The following is a 16,629-nucleotide window of genomic DNA, read 5'->3' on the forward strand; positions in this document are numbered from 1 at the left end:
GGGAAACGGGTTACTCGTTAACGGATTATTTGGTTCGAATGCGTATAGCTAAAGCGAGAATCGAGCTTGAAAAAACAAATAACCGAATAAGTGATATTGCCATAAACGTGGGATATAGTAATTTCTCGCACTTTTCTAAGCTGTTTAAGAAAACGACAGGGCTTACACCGCAAGAGTATCGTAAAAACTTTCAGGATGTATGATTGAAAAGTCACTGTACCGTTAATATGGTCACGGCGCCGACAGATGTCGGCGTCTTTTTTTTATACAATTATACCTAGATGAAACACAAGAGTTTTAGAAAGAGGAGGGGGAAGGCGTTGGCGAAACATACGTCGGAAGCGATAACAACAGCTGCCTATATTCCGAAGAGTTCAATGAAAAAAATGTCTCAACTCCGTATTTTTCGCAAGTATTGGATGTTCTACCTAATGATGCTGCCAGCCATCGTATTGCTGCTGCTGAACAATTACATTCCGATGTTCGGAATCATAATTGCGTTCAAAAACATTAATTACGCGGATGGAATATTTGGAAGCGCCTGGAGCGGGTTAAGAAATTTTGAGTATTTGTTCAAAACGTCAGACGCTTGGATCATTACAAGGAATACGCTGCTGTACAACTCAGGTTTTATCGTATTGAACTTGGTATTCCCGCTCTCTTTTGCAATCATGCTTAATGAAATCAGAAGCCGTTTTCTCGCTAAGCTTCATCAAACGATTATGTTCCTGCCCTACTTTTTATCGATGGTCGTCATTAGTTATTTGGTCTATGGCTTCTTGAGCGATCAGCATGGGTATTTGAACACTTCGCTGCTGCCGGCGCTTGGACTTGAACAGGTTCAATGGTATTTCACGCAGGAGGTATGGCCTTACATTTTGCCAATCGTTAACACCTGGAAAAGCATGGGGTACTTTACCGTCATTTATATGGCAGCCATCATTGGCATAGATGATGAGTATTACGAAGCTGCAACCATAGACGGAGCAAGCAAGTGGAAGCAAATGACGAGTATTACGATCCCGCTCATCATRCCGATCATTACGATTATGACGCTGTTGCAGATCGGAAAAATATTTAACGCGGATTTCGGTTTGTTTTTCCAAGTGCCAAGGGAATCGGGTGTGTTGTTCCCGGTAACGAATGTTATCGACACCTATGTTTATCGCACATTCCTAACGGTTGGTGATATTGGCTTATCCTCAGCGGCAGGGTTGCTGCAATCCGTAATCGGCTTCGCATTAGTATTTTTCTCGAATTGGGTGGTCCGCCGAATTAATAAAGATAATGCGTTGTTTTAGAGTCGTGCAATCGAAGGATATTTACGAAAATTTTGTTTGGAGGTGATCCTATGGAAGCAGCTGAGATTGAGAAAATACCTTCCGGATCTAATATCAAAAACCAATTATCACTTCCGGCTTCTCTAGGCATCAATATATTTTTTATAGTGTATTCGTTGCTTTGTATCGTGCCGCTCATTTTAATTATTATGGTTTCGATCTCCGATGAAAGTACAGTTGTCAGGGAAGGGTATCAATTTATTCCATCAAAGTTTGATTTGGCAGCGTACCAGTTCCTATTTAAGGATGCGACCCAAATTTTTCGATCCTATGGTATCTCTATCTTTGTAACGATTGTCGGAACTTCACTTAGCTTAATGATCATGGCGCTGTATGCTTATCCAATATCCAGATCAGATTTTCCTCATGCCAAGTTTTTTACCTTCTTCGTATTTTTTACGATGCTTTTCTCAGGGGGCTTAGTTCCCTGGTATCTCGTATATGTTCAAATGCTCGATTTGAAGGATACGATAATGGCTCTTATTGTACCGCTTTTAGTGGCTGCGTTTTTTGTTCTAATCATTCGAACGTTTTTCCAAACGACCATTCCTGTTGCCATTCTGGAGTCTGCAAAAATTGATGGAGCAGGAGAGCTGACGATCTTTTTCAAAATTGTTTTGCCGTTATCGCTTCCGGTACTTGCCACAGTAGCACTCTTTCAGACGTTAACGTATTGGAATGATTGGTTCCTCAGCCTTGTGTTCATTACGAAGGAATCGAACATAACTGTTCAATACCTCATGTATAAGACGATGCTGAACATTCAGTTTTTAGCTAATAACAGTACGGCGGCGGCGGCTATTATTGCGGCTGGAGGCACCTTTAAGTTTCCGAGCGAGACGGTTCGTATGGCAATGGTTGTTGTTGGAATCGGTCCTATCATTTTTGCATATCCGTTCTTTCAAAAATATTTTGTAAAAGGGCTGACTGTCGGCGCTGTAAAAGGTTGAATTCATGGCTATCAGCAATCATACGGCTGTAATCGGCAACGCCGATTTAGCATATAATCCAAATTTTTGAGGGAGGTCCACCCGCTATGAAGCAAGTTAAACAAAAAACATCGATGCTTCTTCTCATGCTGATGTCCATCGTACTGATTGTATCCGCATGTTCAGGAAACAACGGGAAAAACAACGCAGAGCCAACAAAAGCGCCAGCTGCCGAAACGGATAAACCAGCCACTAAGGATGAAGAGCCGCCAGCATCAGATTTGAAGCCATATCAGATTTCTCTCGTATATCCTGGCACACCGCAAACGGATGAGAAAAAAGTAGAAGAAGCACTCAACAAGCTGCTTACTGAAAAAATCAACGCAACGATTGATCTCAGGCCAATTGATTGGGGCGCATGGGATGATAAAATCAATTTGATGGTTGCTTCGAGGGAAGAAGTGGACATTGTGTTCACGGCGCAGTGGAATGGTCATGCTAAATATGTTGCCAAAGGCGCATTTCTGGATCTAGGTGACCTGATTGATAAATACGGTCAAGGCATTAAAGATTCATTAGACCCTGCGTTTCTGGAAGGGGCAAAAATTAGCGGCAAAAACTACGGTGTTCCAACGAACAAGGAACTCGCGGCTGCTGGCGGGATCGTCTACCGCAAAGATGTTACCGATGAGCTCGGCATTGATATGAGCAATGTGAAAACACCAGAAGATCTTGATGCTGTATATGCAGTCGTTAAGGAGAAAAAGCCGGAATTAATTCCGCTGTATACAACGGCAGGCGCTTTCAACTCGCACTTCTTCGCAAATTACGACTTCTTGGGCGATTCAACGATTCCTGGCGCCATTCTTAAAGATAAAGACGATACTAAAGTGATGCCTATGGAGCAGCTTGATCGCTACAAGCAATATTTAAATCTGACTCGTGACTATTTCAAGAAAGGCTACATTAATGCAGATGCTGCGACTACACAAGTTGCTTCAGCAGACGCTTGGAAGGCAGGCAATGTATTCTCTACAATTGAGCCAATGAAACCAGGCAAGGACGCAGAGATTGCAAGCGCTTCTAACCTGACTGGGAAGCTTGCTCAAATCATGATGACAGAAAAAACAGTCGCCACATCTGAAACTGCTGGTTCGATGCTAGGTATCTCTTCCACTTCTAAGGATCCAGACCGTGCGATGATGTTGATTAATTTGCTTCATACTGACAAGGAAATCAATAACTTGCTTAACTTCGGTATTGAAGGCGACCATTATACACGCAGTGGAGAAATCATAACAGCTACAGGAAATACTGCTAACTATAACCCAGGCTCGGCTTGGATGTTCGGCAGTCAGTTCTTGAACTATGTTTGGAATACAGAGGACCCAGATAAGTGGGCTAAATTTAAAGAGTTCAACCAAAATGCGAAGGTTTCTCCAGGCCTTGGTTTCGTATTCGACAGCGAGCCAGTGAAATCGGAAGTTGGAGCATTGGCAAACGTAATCCGTCAATATCAAAGAGCGCTTGAAACAGGCTCGGTCGACGTCGATAAAACGTTAGCTGAATATGATAAGAAATTGAAGGAAGCAGGCGTTGATAAAGTGGTTGCGGAGAAACAAAAGCAATTTGATGCGTTCCTAGCCAGCAAGTAAACAACCTGTTGTTACGATCAATGAAACCCGCGCCTTCTAAAGGCGCGGGTTTTTCTTGCTTGCAATTTTTTGTGTATTCCTTACAATTAAGCTAACAAATGCAATTCATCCATGCAGTAGGGGGCTATGCGGGTATGACTCGATCGATGTACCATTTGATGCGTGCAAGGATGCTCCTGCTGACCTGCTTCTTTCTAGTTATAGCTTGTTCAAATGAGTCAGGCACAGAACCGGCATGGAGCAATAGTGAAGCCAAGAGCCAACTTGAAATCAATAATGAAAGCGTTTCAATAGATTCAGGAGAAATGGATGAAGCCGATAACTCTGACATTCATCAATTAAAAGCGTACACGCTTAAGTTTGTATATACAGGTGCACCGCAGAAAGATGAAGAAGAAATAGAAGCGGCTATGAATGACTACTTATTAACGAAAATAAATGCAAAAATAGACCTCATTCCAATTGACTGGGGACCGTGGGACGATAAAGTCAATCTGATGATCGCATCACGTGAAAAGATTGATATTTTATTTACAGCGCAATGGAATAAACACGCGATTAATGTGTCAAAAGGTGCTTTCTTAGTCGTTGATGAGCTTTTAGATCAGTATGGCCAAGGCATTTTGCAATCGCTTGACCCTGTATTTCTGGCAGGCGCCAAGATTGAGGGACATAATTATGCCGTTCCAACAAACAAGGAGCTTGCTGCGCAGGGAGGCATTATCTATCGCGCGGATATAGCTGAAGAGCTTGGAATAGATATGACTAAAGTGAAAAGTATAGAAGACTTAGATGAGGTTTATCAGATTGTCCGAGAGAAAAAGCCGGAGATCACACCCCTTTATCTGAAGATGGGGGAATCGTTTAATACACATTACATTGGGAATTTTGATGCATTAGGAGATACATCGATTCCTGGGGTCATTTTGAAGGATGGAGAAAGCACTAAGGTTTTGCCTGCTTATGAAGTGGGCCGTTATATAGATACACTGCACATTACACGCAAGTTTTTTCAAAAAGGGTACATTAATAAAGATGCGGCTACGAATCAGACGATGAACAGCGAGGCGCTGAGATTCGGCGATGTTTTTTCAATAACTGGCGCATTGAAGCCCGGCAAAAGTGAAGAGCTGGCGATTCAGACGGGTATGATCGGAAAGCTTGCGCAGCTGCCGTTAAATGTGAAGACGATAGCAACGTCAGAGACCGCGGGGTCAATGCTGGCTATCTCTTCGACCTCACAAGATCCAGCGCGAGCGATGATGTTTATTAATCTGCTGCATACAGATGTTTACTTAAATAATTTATTGAACTACGGGATTGAAGGCAGGCATTATATAAAGGTTAGTGAAAATGTGATCAGGCCAACCGAGTATACGCAAAATTATAATCCAGGAACCACTTGGATGTTCGGCAATCAGTTTTTAAATTATGTATGGGAAAGTGAAGACCCAATGAAGTGGAATAGCTTCAAGCAATTTAACCAAGAGGCAAAAATTTCACCAGGCCTTGGCTTCGTATTTAATGGAGATACGGTAAGGGCTGAAGTAGCTGCGGTCGGCAATGTGGATAGGCAGTACCAAACTGCGCTTGAAACAGGATCTGTAGATGTTGATAAAGTACTGCCCGAGTATATCGAGAGGCTGAGAGCGGCAGGTATCGAAAAAATAATAGCGGAGAAGCAAAAGCAATTCGATCAATTTCTTGCAAGCAAATAAGCTTCAAAGCTTATAAGTTGTGCCGGCCATGCGCTTTCGTAGCTGGACCGGCACTTTTTAATGATAAGAAAACGGCTAGAGCGCGCTTCCGCCAAAAACAAAACGGTATTCCCAGTGCGTATTGTTGATGTTGTCGATTCGTACACCGCCGCTTTCCTTAGAATAAGTATCGAGCATTTTTCCATTGCCTAAATAAACGCCTACGTGAGTTATCGTTTGTTTTGACTTCGTTAAACGCGAATAACCTGCCGTACTGCTGCCGTGATAGGACATAAAGAACATGAGGTCACCGCGCTTTAGGTTTTTCCAGTCTGTTTGAATCGCTGAATTTTTCTTAATATAAGCTGCTTGCAGAGCAGAGGTAGAAGGAAGCGTTACGCCCGCTGCTTTTTCAAATATGTGTTTGGTGAAATCTGAACAATCAAATGTTTTCGTTGTGCTTCGATCAGAGCCGAACTCATAGGGTGTCCCTAAGTATTTCATTCCTGTTGCAATTATTTTCTCCACCGATGATGATGCTGCATAGACATGTCCATTTGTTTGGAAAGGAATGGCCCCAGTATTGAATAATACGGTAGTCAAAAAGCCAGCTACAATGAGTTTCTTAATCGAATAGTTTTTCATTGGCAGCGTATACACCTCCTGTGTGATAATAACGTAACACAGGGATATTAGTAGTTTAAGCTGTAAAATATGGGTATTAACCCGCATTTGACCCTAGAGGCGGGCTGCCCACTCGACCTAAGTCTAGTGAGAAAACCGCCGAAAGTCCGTTTTATAAAAGGAGAAATTGATCTAAACTAAGTACATAAGCAAGAGCAACACACGTAAGGCAAGAAAAGAAAAATGAATAAATTCTAATAGTCGAAAGGAGTTGGAAATGGAGATGAATGGAAAAAGCGCTTTGGGCGTGTTGCTTGTCATCGTCGGCAGTATCGCGGTACTTAATTTTGTCGGAGTTCATTTTGGTGCAATATTCGGATTTTTGCTCCCGTTCATACTAATCGGATTGGGGGTTGTCGGTTGGTCGAACAATAAGAAATGGATTGGCGGAATACTTATTGCAATCGGCGGCATGATGATTTTCGGCAAACTCGGCGGTATCATCTTACTGCTTCTAGCAATCGGCTTAATCGTTGCTGGYGTGAGCCTCTTTAAGAAAGACAAACGCAGAGCATTCTAGTTGCTGCGAATCATTATAAAATGTAAAGATAGATGAAGCTGGTTTTGCACCGCAAAACGTTAAGGAGGACATTGAATGAGCATTATGAAGCGAGTTCGCGACATTACTGTCGCTACATTAAATGAACGGCTTGAAAAATCAGAGGATCCAGTACGGTTGATTGATCAATTCCTCTGGTCGACAAGAGAAGATATTATCCAAGCTGAGAAATTATATCAGCAGTATGCAGGACATAGCAATCACTTGAAAGCACAATGGCTGCAAGCTGAAGAGCAAAAGGAACGCCGTGAGAATCAAGCTTTGACAGCTCTGAAGGCTGGCGAGGAGCAAATGGCAAGAATCGCATTGCATGAGAAAGCTAGCTGCGAAGAGCGTTCAATTCAATACCGTGAGCTGTTCGAGCAAAGCCGTCAAAACACGCTTGATCTTGAAGAACAGCTGCGCGAGATGCGCAGCGAATACCAATCGGTATATGACAAGCGTGAATATTATGCAGCTCGTATGGAATCACTAAGGCTTCAACAACGAATGAACGCTCGATATACGAGCGGCTTCGGTGATCAAGGCATTCAATCGGGTTCTGTGTTTAGAAAGCTGGAGGATCGTATAAGCGGCATGGAGCATGAAGCAAAGAGTCTTCGCGACATTCGCAAGATGGGTCAAGAATTCGTATCCGAAGCGGGCAACACATTGCAGTCAGTTATTGAACGAGAGCTTGAGCAGCTGAAACGTAAGCTTGAGAAAGAGGGATGGTCGTCTTGAAAAAACTGTATCGATCTTCTCGAGACAAAAAATTATTCGGTCTTTGCGGTGGATTAGCAGAAATGTTGAATGTGGATGCGACGCTGCTGCGGATTCTGCTTATAGTCGTTACGATCTTCACAAGCGGAGCTGTTATTCTGATCTATATTATCGCAGGCTTGGTTGTTCCTAAAGAACCGCCGGTCTACTCCGGCTACGGTCCAAACGGCTTTGGTAACGGAAACGGAAACGGTTATGGCGGAGGTTATAACCCAGGATTCGATCAGCATACAAATTCGCCTTTCGGCGGTCCTTACAAAAACCCGCCGCAAGCGCCAGGCTCTTGGAGTGCACCGGCACCTTCATCCCAGCCTACAACATCGTCACAGTTCGATAGCATGATGGATGATTTGGAGAAAAAAGCACTACGTCGTGAAATTGAAGAATTGAAAGCCAAAATTGCTAAATACGAGAAGGGGGATTTTTAATATGGGAATTTTCAAACGCATGAAAGACATGACTAAGGCATCGGTAAATGAGGCATTGGACAAAATTGAAGATCCGATTATTATGTTAAATCAATACTTGCGTGACATGGAATCTGAAATTCATCAAGCTGAGGTTACAGTAGCTAAACAAATGGCGAATGAGCGCCGGATGAAGCAGCGCTTGGAAGAAACAGTACGCAGCGCGGCAGATCGTGAATCAAAAGCAGAAGCGGCTCTAAGAGCTGGACAAGAAGAACATACGCGCAAGCTGCTTGAAGAGAAGCTTTATTTTGACCAAAAGGTAACAGAATATACTGATTTGCACGCACAATCGAAGACTCAGGCTGAGGAATTGATGCAACAGCTGCACGCAATGAAGGAAGAGTTCTACCAGCTTCGCAACAAGCGCAATGAGCTTGCTTCCCGTGCACAAGTAGCAAAAGCTCAAAAGCAAATGGCGCAATTGACTACAAACAACACGATTGATAGCGGTTCGGCATCACGCGGCTTCTACCGGATGGAAGAGAAAATTATGCAGCTAGAGGCTGAAGCAGATGTATTGCGCACGCCTTACTCCTATAACAGCTCTTCGAACAGCTTTAATGCAGCAGATGCTGAGAAAAAAAATAAAGTGGATGAGCAGCTGCAAGCACTAAAAAACAAGCTAAACCCAACAACTTCATTAACAAAGGCTCCGACTGAGGAATAAGACTATAGGCTATGAAGGAAGCGGACCGTTTTGCGGTCTGCTCTTTCATATGTTTTTTACTTCATAGTGGTTAAAATAGCGAAGAGAAGGAAGTGAGCCGTATGGAGCAAGGCAATAAGAGCGACCATTCGAATCATGCGGCCCGCAAGCGTCTTGTAACGGAAACGATATTGTGGCTGCTGATCATTGTCAGCTTGGTTGTTATCATATTGCAAGGAATCGGTTATGTTGATCTCTTCACGCTTCAAGGGAAATGGGCAATTATCGGACTAGCTTTCGTTGGCGCAGGTTTAGCGGCTGCTACATTAAACGGTTATTTGCAAAACTCCAAGCTAAAGGAATCGCTGAAGCGGCTGACCGAGCAGCAAAAAAAACGTCGATTTACGGTTACGCTAAGCAATGGGGAGACGACGGAAAACGAAATTTCAGAACAAGAGCAGGTTGATCCTAACTGGGCGAAGAAGGTCAAGTTCACCGCAGTAATCGAAGAGCGCCAGCGGCTTGCGCGCGAGCTGCATGATGCAGTAAGCCAGCAGTTATTCGCCATATCGATGACAGCGACTGCTGTTAGTCGAACGATTGAGCGAGATTGGGAGCGAGCCAAACGTCAGGTACAGCTTATTGAGGAAATGGCTGCCGTTGCTCAATCAGAAATGCGCGCGTTGCTGCTACATCTTCGGCCCGTCCACTTGGACGGAAAAAATCTGGGGCAGGCGCTTACTGTTCTAGTGGATGAGCTGAAGCAGAAAGTGCAAACGTCCTATGGCTTGCTGACTATGGAAGAGCGGGTAATTGAAATTGGCGGATCCCTGCAGATGATTTCGAGACCTGGCGAGGGAACTGTCATTGRAATTTGGGTGCCCACTGATGTTTCATAAGAGAATGTAATATAATTAGAGATAATGATGAGCTTTACGAAAAAATGAGGGCGGTGTAAGGTGTGGAAGCAACCCAGCAATTGAGTCGGCCTATAAAGGTTCTGCTTGTAGATGATCATGAAATGGTGCGCATCGGACTTGCAGCGGTGCTTGATACCGAGGATGGAATTGAGGTTGTCGGTGAAGCGAGCAACGGCATGGACGGCATTCGATTAGCACAGGCATACAGACCGGATGTTGTACTTATGGATTTAGTTATGGATGGCATGGATGGAGTCGAGACGACAGCCAAGCTGCTCGAGCTGTACCCGGAATGCAAGGTAATTGTATTGACGAGCTATTTGGATGATAGCAAGCTCTACCCTGTTATTGAAGCAGGCGCATTCAGCTATTTGCTGAAGACGTCGCGAGCGACCGAGATCGCGGATGCGATAAGGGCCGCTGCTCGCGGACAATCGGTACTGGAGTCGCAGGTAGCAGCTAAAATGAYGAATCGCTTCCGGCAGCCAAAGCAGCAGGAGCAAGCTCCGCTGCATGATGAGCTGACTGAGCGCGAGATGGATGTATTGAAGCGGGTTGCACAGGGACGCTCCAATCAAGAAATTGCCGATGAGCTGTTCATTGGTGTGAAAACAGTAAAATTTCATATTACGAATATTTTTAATAAGCTTGATGTGGATGATCGCACGCAAGCAGCCATTTATGCTCATAGACAAGGAATTGCCGAATAAGTGTAGGGCTACTGCTTAGCGGATATCGATAATACTTTTTGGTAAAGCTGCTCGATATCATCTACATCGATTACTGGGATGGACGGGTGAACTATTGTTCCAGAGCTGGCATCACTCCAAGCCGCGGCTGCAAGAGGGTTGGGTACGCTGTGGAGCAGTTCGGAATCAACTGCAGTTCGAATCATGATGATTTTTGGGTATGAGGCATCTTTGAAACCTTCGATAAGAATAACGTCGGCCTCGGTCATTTGTGAAATTAACAGCTGAAGCGGTTCAGCATGCTGTTTCATAATTGCTGTACGCTTTGAGGATGTGATAGCTGTTATATCAGCCCCTGCCTCTTGATGTCTCCATGTATCCGTCCCTGGTGTATCGATCTGAAAATCATGCGCGTCGCGTTTGATTGTCCCAACTTTATATCCTGCTTGTTTGAAGCGTTCTGTTAGCCGGCAAACCAATGTGGTTTTGCCGGTATTTTTGTATCCAACGATTTGAACGATTAATGGCATGGGCTTCTCCTTCATGGCGCTTGATGACCGTAATTGCCAATAGTTTAACATACATTGTAAAATGGATGCTGAACAAGCTGCCGAAGGTTATATAAGGCGACGAGATGAGCGGAGGGTGAATATGACTGAGAGTGGCGGGGCGAGCGGAAGTAGGGATATGGCCGATCGCGGTGAAGCGAGTGAGGGCATGGATAAGGCTAATCGCGGTGAGGCAAGCGAGAGCATAGATAAGGCTGACCGCGGTGAAGCGAGCGGAAGTATGGATAAGGCTGATCGCGGTGAGGAGAGTGGGAGGAAACATATGAGCCGGTTCAAACGGCAGGCTGTGAAGGTGGAAGAAGCGCAGCAGCGGCTGCTTGCTGCTGCGGATGGGCTAGCCCTCGGCAGCGAGCTTGTGACGCTGCGGGCTAGCGGCGGCCGATGGCTTGCGCAGACGATAGCTGCGACAAGCGACTGGCCGCCCTTCGCGCGCTCGGGTCTCGACGGCTACGCCGTGCGCGCGGCAGATATCGCGTCAGCGTCGCCAGGTACGCCGGCGACGCTGCGCGTGGTTGATTCGGTTGCAGCGGGCGAGCTCGCCCTTGCGACCGTGCAGAAGGGCACTGCCGTGCGCATCATGACTGGCGCGGCTGTGCCTATGGGGGCTGACGCGGTTGTCATGCTGGAGCAGACCGCGGAAGCGATGCTGGCCGATGGCTCGCCGGCGGTGCTGATTAAGCACGCCGCCGCGGCAGGCCAGCACATTGCGCCCCAAGGCGAGGAGTTTCGCCTTGGGGGCGCTTTGGCATGTCCCGGGACGCTTGTGCGACCGGGACATGTTGCGCTGCTAGCCACCTTCGGCTATGCCGAGGTGGCGGTTGGCAAGCGCCCGCGCGTAGCGATATTTGCGACCGGCAGCGAATTGCTGGCGGTCGAGGCTCCGCTGGCGGCGGGACAGATCCGCGACAGCAACAGCTTTATGGTCGCTGCTATGGTGGAGCAGAGCGGCGGATTAGCGGTTATGTGCGGATCATTGGAAGACAAGCCTGATGCCGTTGAGGCTGCTTTGGCGAGTGTATGGGATGATGTTGATTTGATTGTCACAACAGGCGGTGTATCTGTAGGGGACTTTGATGTCATGTCAGACATCATTAGGTCGATAAAGAACAATAGTGTATCTGGCAGTGAAGATGCAAACCGAGTGCTCTTCGACAAAGTTGCGATGAGACCAGGCAGTCCAACGTCAGCAGCAATGCTTAACGGCAAGCTGCTGCTCGCCTTGTCAGGCAATCCCGGTGCTTGTTTTGTCGGATTTGAATTATTCGTTCGTCCGGTGCTGCTGCGATTGCAGGGAGCAAGTGAAGCATTGCCTCGTAAAGTTAAAGCAATACTGCGGACAGCTGTGAATAAGCCAAGTCCCCATGATCGTTTTGTGCGCACAACACTCATCAGCACGGAAGATGGAAGCTTGCATGCTGACCCRCTAGCCTATTCCAAATCGAGTATGATGGCTTCCATTGCGGATGCAGAAGGATTAGCAATCATTCCGTCAGGCTCGAGAGGAGCGGAAGCGGGTGATATGATTGAGGTTGTTCTTATCCCTTAACATGGAATTTAGTGAAAATAAAGGTTTTTATTATATAAAACGGAAGGATATACTCGGTAAGGAGCCGAATATATCACTTACATAGAGTGACAAGAAGAAGCTTTGCGAACGTGGCATGCCCTTTCGGATTTAACTTTAAAGGAACCGATTCAAGACTAATCCAACATATGGAATTGGTGAGTAGGTTTGCATAGAACTGTAGTAAGCAGCGTAAGGAAGGGTTGATGTAAGAGGTGACTGGAGCAGATCAACGGCCTTATGCTGCTCGGCATAAGTAAGTGCATATTTTAAGCCAGTAAGCATCCCTTCTGATCCAAGCATTAGCCTCTGCATACGGCTGGAAGAGTACGACAGCTTTTGTTTTTGCTCCATATGGATGGAAGTTGGCAGCAAACTCTTGCTGATTTCGTTCTGAACAGAAATAAGGCTAGCTGTTCGGTCTCTATTTTCTGAAGAAATGATATAGGTAGAATCCGCAATCCACTTGCCGTCTGTTGTACTGCGTCGCAGTCCGATCTCCTCCGCTGCGGGATGCCTCAAAGCCAGCTCAATACTTTCCCACAGCTCTGGTTTCAAATCATCAGCATGTGCTCTGTAATGATCCTCCAACTGATTGAGCATCGCAGTAAGGCGAAGCAAGCTGCTTGCAATTGGCTTGTCCGTGTACAATTCGTTACTTAATTGCTTGTTTATCTGCTCGATGTCGTACTGCGCTTGTTTTGCCTTATTAAGCCAAGAAGCAGCACTGTTAGCAGCTTGCTGGAAAACGCGCGTTAAGCTCTTGTTATATTCTGGGGCTTGCTGAGCTTCGCCATCCCGATAAGGATAATAAGCATAAGGGCTAATAGCTTGTACGGTGGAGTATGCATAGGATCGTTCAATGCCTCGAATGGAACGTATCGATGTGCTCATTAGAAAACTCCTTTCTCACTCCTTTGGTATATGTTGTGTCAGCGTACTATACGGTGATTAAAAAGACTGGCGAAAGCTGTCAGCAGCATCAATAAAATAAAAAAGCGGCGCATCTCCGCTGAGCTCGCCGCTTTGCCATTTACAGCAATAGAAACAAGAATGCGATTGAAGCCAAATCAAGAGCGAGCGCTTCGCCCCATGGATAATAAGGCCGTTCTCCATAATAGTAAGGATCATAAGGGTAAGCCTGCGTTTGAACTTGCATTGAAGCGGATTTATGAGCCGTCTCTTTTTTACCTTTACCGCCTTTTTTGTTTTTTGAAACTTGCGGCTTCGCATTTGCGGTCGCGGCTTCCGTTTCGCCGGAGCCTGCGTTTAAATGCAATCTCCCGCTCTCGCAGGAGCTAAGTATGCCAAAGTGGCGCATGCCGTCATTCATAATCACACATACTGGATACCCGCAAAAACGACTGACGACTTCTTCGTGCAATGGATAAATGCGTTCCATTTGCTGATGACACCTCCAAAGTGTAATTGGAATAAAGCGCTTGAGCGTGTTGTATTGTCATTTTGCTATGAGAGGCTAAACTCAAAGTATTTATTCCAGCATTCCTGCAACCAGTGTATTCACCTACAGGCAAACGTGTATGGATGTTTACCCATTTGGAAGAGGACAGGAGTGAATAATAATGTATATTCCGAAAAACACGCCTCCCGCTCGCCACCGTATGTCAGCAAGGCAGCGAGCCAAACAAACGAAGGTTGGAATCATGCTAGCAGTGCTTGTGATTTTGATATGTGCAGCATGGGCGATGTGGCAGGCCGACAGGGAACCGAAGGAAGCAACTTCAGCGGAACAGCTTCTTCAGCATGATTTGGGAGAGCTGTGGTTATGGAGCGACGACCAAATGAAAAGCAGCTCTGAGGGAGCGCAGTGGTCGATTCGATGGAATGTAACGGGCAAGGAAGGAGCCATGGAGGAGCTTACTCAGCAAATGTTTTCACAGGAACCGGGAAAAGCTAGCAGCATACTGTTGCAGAACCAGAATGAAGGCAAAACAGTCACTGGCGTTATTCCGTCATACGGCGGACAAGTTTCAATTAGTCTCACGCAGATCGACAGCAATGGCGAGCAGCTTATGGTTGTATTAGAAACTAAGCCAACTGAAATGACCAAAAAAAATAAGCTGCTGCAAGTGACAGCAGAAGTTTCCGCTCAGATCGCACGTATTTCCCCTGCGTTTACGACGAGTATGAAAGTACAAGGTTATACGAAAAATAGTCAAGCCATTCAGCGTTTGGTTAGGCTGACAGATGCCAAAGCAGTGGATCATTATGAAGATAAAGGCACGACAAGCGACATGTTTTATACCCGAAAGCTGTATTCAGCCATCACCGTTGAAAATGGGAAAACAGCCAATCTTCAAATCGCTTTGCATAAAGAGACAAATTCAGATCAAACGGCATTGACGATCGGTGTGCCTGTCATTACGGGTGAATACAGTGCCAATGCGACGGCGAGCCCATAGATGGGTATACTCTGATTAGAATTAGTAACGGATCGTATCAGTATTTTTTATGACATGTTGAATAGCGAATTAAAGTTGAATATGCTAAACTACATATCATGTAAAGTTGTATAAAAATACATAGGGAAAGAATGAGGCAAATGACATATAATAATAATCTTGAATCCGTCTCTGCAGAAGGTGCTGTATATTACCTCTTCGGAGCAACGGGCGATTTGGCTCGGCGCAAGCTGTTTCCAGCCCTTTTCAGTTTATATAAAGAAGGCAAGCTCACGGAAAACTTTGCCGTCGTTGGTCTAGCAAGACGTCCTCGTACGAATGAACAATTTCGTGCTGACCTTTATGAATCTATTGTAGAGTTTTGTCGTTACAAAGCGGACGATGCTGAGCTTTGGAATCGTTTTGCAGAACATTTCGTATATATGTCACTCGATATTAACGATGTAGAAGGCTTCCGCGAGCTTAGCAAATTGTCTGAGCAGCTTGACGTGAAGTTCAACATTCCCGGCAACCGTCTTTTTTACTTGGCCCTTGCGCCTTCACTTTTCGGTCCGGTATCATTCAATTTGCGCGACGGAGGATTGCTTGAATCTAATGGCTGGCATCGCGTCGTAATCGAGAAGCCATTTGGCTACGATCTTCCATCGGCTCAGAAGCTGAATGAACAGATTAACCAAGTGTTTAAGGAAGAAGAAATATACCGTATCGATCACTATCTAGGCAAGGAAATGGTTCAAAACATTCAAGTTATTCGTTTTGCTAATGCTTTTTTTGAGCCTTTGTGGAATAATAACCATATTGCCAATGTTCAAATTACATTATCCGAAACGGTTGGCGTTGAGGATCGCGGAGGCTATTACGACAAATCGGGAGCTTTGCGCGACATGGGTCAGAACCATATGCTGCAAATGCTTACGATGATTGCTATGGAGCCGCCAAGCCGCTTGCACGGAGAAGATATTCGTGACGAGAAGGTGAAGGTGCTTCGTTCACTGCGTAATTATACGTCAAGTGATGAGGTTCGCTCGCACGTCGTACGCGGTCAATACAGCGAAGGTAGCCATCACGGCAAAGAACTTCCGGGATACCGCCAAGAGGATTCTGTTGGCCAGGACTCCACGACTGAAACTTATTTTGCTGCCAAAGTATTAGTGGACAACTTCCGCTGGGCTGGCGTGCCTTTCTATATTAGAACGGGCAAACGTCTACCTGTAAAAACAACGGAGGTCGTCATCGAGTTTAAATCGATGCCGCAAAATGTTCTATTTGCCCAGCGTCATGATTTGGCGCCGAATTTGCTCGTTATTCGCGTAAACCCGCTTGAGGGCATATATATTAAAGTAAACGCAAAAACACCAGGTCAAAACAATTCGGTACAGCCAGTTGCCATGGAGTTCTGCCAAAGCTGCCAAATCGGCTTAAATACGCCTGAAGCGTATGAGCGCCTCATTCATGATGCGGCACGCGGCGACTCCACTTACTTCACGCGCTGGGATGAAGTATCCCAAGCTTGGGCTTTCGTGGATCGTATTGCACAAGCTTGGCGTGAAGAGAAAAGTGATTTGAAGCTGTATCCAGCGGGATCATGGGGTCCAGAAGCTGCGGATGAAATGCTAAAAGAAGATGGTTTCCATTGGTGGCCGGTTAACGGACAAGAGGAAGATAACGTCATTTGGGTTTCGAACAGCGGAAAATAATCGCTGCCGCATACCTTACGTAATG

The 16,629-nt window shown here is 45.6% G+C and carries 18 protein-coding genes; 14 read left to right on the forward strand and 4 right to left on the reverse strand.

The annotated features are described in order from the left end of the window. From AB4Z17_RS21155 to AB4Z17_RS21175, 5 genes are all read left to right on the forward strand, one after another. On the forward strand, positions 1-203 hold a 203-nt coding region (locus tag AB4Z17_RS21155; protein WP_441961903.1), incomplete at its 5' end, for a helix-turn-helix domain-containing protein. A 174-nt stretch (positions 204-377) separates the two neighbouring features. Continuing rightward, positions 378-1,301 (forward strand): ABC transporter permease, encoded by a 924-nt coding sequence (locus AB4Z17_RS21160; protein WP_441961931.1) that lies wholly within the window; start codon positions 378-380, stop codon positions 1,299-1,301. A 50-nt stretch (positions 1,302-1,351) separates the two neighbouring features. Beyond that, the gene (locus AB4Z17_RS21165) at positions 1,352-2,290 is read left to right on the forward strand and encodes a carbohydrate ABC transporter permease (RefSeq protein ID WP_076270979.1); all 939 of its coding nucleotides are present in this window, start codon (positions 1,352-1,354) and stop codon (positions 2,288-2,290) included. Positions 2,291-2,376: 86 nt separating this feature from the next. Next, on the forward strand, positions 2,377-3,924 hold the full coding sequence (locus AB4Z17_RS21170) for an ABC transporter substrate-binding protein (protein ID WP_441961905.1): 1,548 nt from the start codon (positions 2,377-2,379) through the stop codon (positions 3,922-3,924). A 134-nt stretch (positions 3,925-4,058) separates the two neighbouring features. Further along, positions 4,059-5,642 carry an ABC transporter substrate-binding protein gene (locus tag AB4Z17_RS21175; protein WP_441961907.1) on the forward strand — a complete coding sequence of 528 codons (1,584 nt, stop codon included), beginning with the start codon at positions 4,059-4,061 and terminating at the stop codon, positions 5,640-5,642. A gap of 75 nt (positions 5,643-5,717) precedes the next feature. On the opposite strand, the gene AB4Z17_RS21180 is transcribed toward AB4Z17_RS21175, so the two are convergent. Then, complete coding sequence (locus AB4Z17_RS21180) at positions 5,718-6,266, reverse strand: C40 family peptidase (RefSeq protein WP_441961909.1); 549 nt, start codon at positions 6,264-6,266, stop codon at positions 5,718-5,720. 262 nt (positions 6,267-6,528) lie between these two features. Here AB4Z17_RS21180 and AB4Z17_RS21185 point away from each other — a divergent pair, with 262 nt between their 5' ends. The 6 genes from AB4Z17_RS21185 (at position 6,529) to AB4Z17_RS21210 (ending at position 10,372) form a co-directional block, all read left to right on the forward strand. Beyond that, on the forward strand, positions 6,529-6,825 hold the full coding sequence (locus AB4Z17_RS21185) for a LiaF transmembrane domain-containing protein (RefSeq protein ID WP_076271055.1): 297 nt from the start codon (positions 6,529-6,531) through the stop codon (positions 6,823-6,825). A gap of 75 nt (positions 6,826-6,900) precedes the next feature. Then, the gene (locus AB4Z17_RS21190; RefSeq protein WP_076270983.1) at positions 6,901-7,587 is read left to right on the forward strand and encodes a PspA/IM30 family protein; all 687 of its coding nucleotides are present in this window, start codon (positions 6,901-6,903) and stop codon (positions 7,585-7,587) included. Continuing rightward, positions 7,575-8,054 carry a PspC domain-containing protein gene (locus AB4Z17_RS21195; RefSeq protein WP_441908630.1) on the forward strand — a complete coding sequence of 160 codons (480 nt, stop codon included), beginning with the start codon at positions 7,575-7,577 and terminating at the stop codon, positions 8,052-8,054. The genes AB4Z17_RS21190 and AB4Z17_RS21195 overlap by 13 nt, the downstream gene beginning before the upstream one ends. Before the next feature lies 1 nt (position 8,055). Further along, positions 8,056-8,763 carry a PspA/IM30 family protein gene (locus tag AB4Z17_RS21200; protein WP_076270985.1) on the forward strand — a complete coding sequence of 236 codons (708 nt, stop codon included), beginning with the start codon at positions 8,056-8,058 and terminating at the stop codon, positions 8,761-8,763. 101 nt (positions 8,764-8,864) lie between these two features. Further along, positions 8,865-9,641, forward strand: coding sequence for a sensor histidine kinase (locus AB4Z17_RS21205; protein ID WP_441961911.1), 777 nt, complete (start codon positions 8,865-8,867; stop codon positions 9,639-9,641). Between the two features lie 80 nt (positions 9,642-9,721). Then, positions 9,722-10,372 (forward strand): response regulator transcription factor, encoded by a 651-nt coding sequence (locus tag AB4Z17_RS21210; protein WP_441961932.1) that lies wholly within the window; start codon positions 9,722-9,724, stop codon positions 10,370-10,372. Positions 10,373-10,380: 8 nt separating this feature from the next. Here the strand turns inward: AB4Z17_RS21210 and mobB are convergent, their stop codons facing one another. Beyond that, the gene (mobB, locus tag AB4Z17_RS21215) at positions 10,381-10,881 is read right to left on the reverse strand and encodes a molybdopterin-guanine dinucleotide biosynthesis protein B (RefSeq protein WP_441961913.1); all 501 of its coding nucleotides are present in this window, start codon (positions 10,879-10,881) and stop codon (positions 10,381-10,383) included. Between the two features lie 121 nt (positions 10,882-11,002). On the opposite strand from mobB, the gene AB4Z17_RS21220 reads away from it, so the two are divergent. Beyond that, positions 11,003-12,466, forward strand: coding sequence for a molybdopterin molybdotransferase MoeA (locus AB4Z17_RS21220; RefSeq protein WP_441961914.1), 1,464 nt, complete (start codon positions 11,003-11,005; stop codon positions 12,464-12,466). Between the two features lie 135 nt (positions 12,467-12,601). Here the strand turns inward: AB4Z17_RS21220 and AB4Z17_RS21225 are convergent, their stop codons facing one another. Both AB4Z17_RS21225 and AB4Z17_RS21230 read right to left on the reverse strand, forming a co-directional pair. Then, on the reverse strand, positions 12,602-13,378 hold the full coding sequence (locus tag AB4Z17_RS21225) for a hypothetical protein (RefSeq protein ID WP_441961916.1): 777 nt from the start codon (positions 13,376-13,378) through the stop codon (positions 12,602-12,604). Between the two features lie 139 nt (positions 13,379-13,517). Then, positions 13,518-13,886, reverse strand: a complete 369-nt coding sequence (locus AB4Z17_RS21230) for a hypothetical protein (RefSeq protein ID WP_441908635.1) — start codon at positions 13,884-13,886, stop codon at positions 13,518-13,520. Between the two features lie 181 nt (positions 13,887-14,067). Between AB4Z17_RS21230 and AB4Z17_RS21235 the strand changes: the two genes are divergently transcribed. Further along, positions 14,068-14,907 carry a YwmB family TATA-box binding protein gene (locus tag AB4Z17_RS21235; protein ID WP_441961918.1) on the forward strand — a complete coding sequence of 280 codons (840 nt, stop codon included), beginning with the start codon at positions 14,068-14,070 and terminating at the stop codon, positions 14,905-14,907. A 140-nt stretch (positions 14,908-15,047) separates the two neighbouring features. Then, positions 15,048-16,604 (forward strand): glucose-6-phosphate dehydrogenase, encoded by a 1,557-nt coding sequence (gene zwf, locus AB4Z17_RS21240; protein WP_441908637.1) that lies wholly within the window; start codon positions 15,048-15,050, stop codon positions 16,602-16,604. Positions 16,605-16,629 lie beyond the last annotated feature (25 nt).

The organism is Paenibacillus sp. TAF43_2 (genome assembly GCF_052113545.1).
Taxonomy (GTDB): Bacteria; Bacillota; Bacilli; order Paenibacillales; family Paenibacillaceae; genus Pristimantibacillus.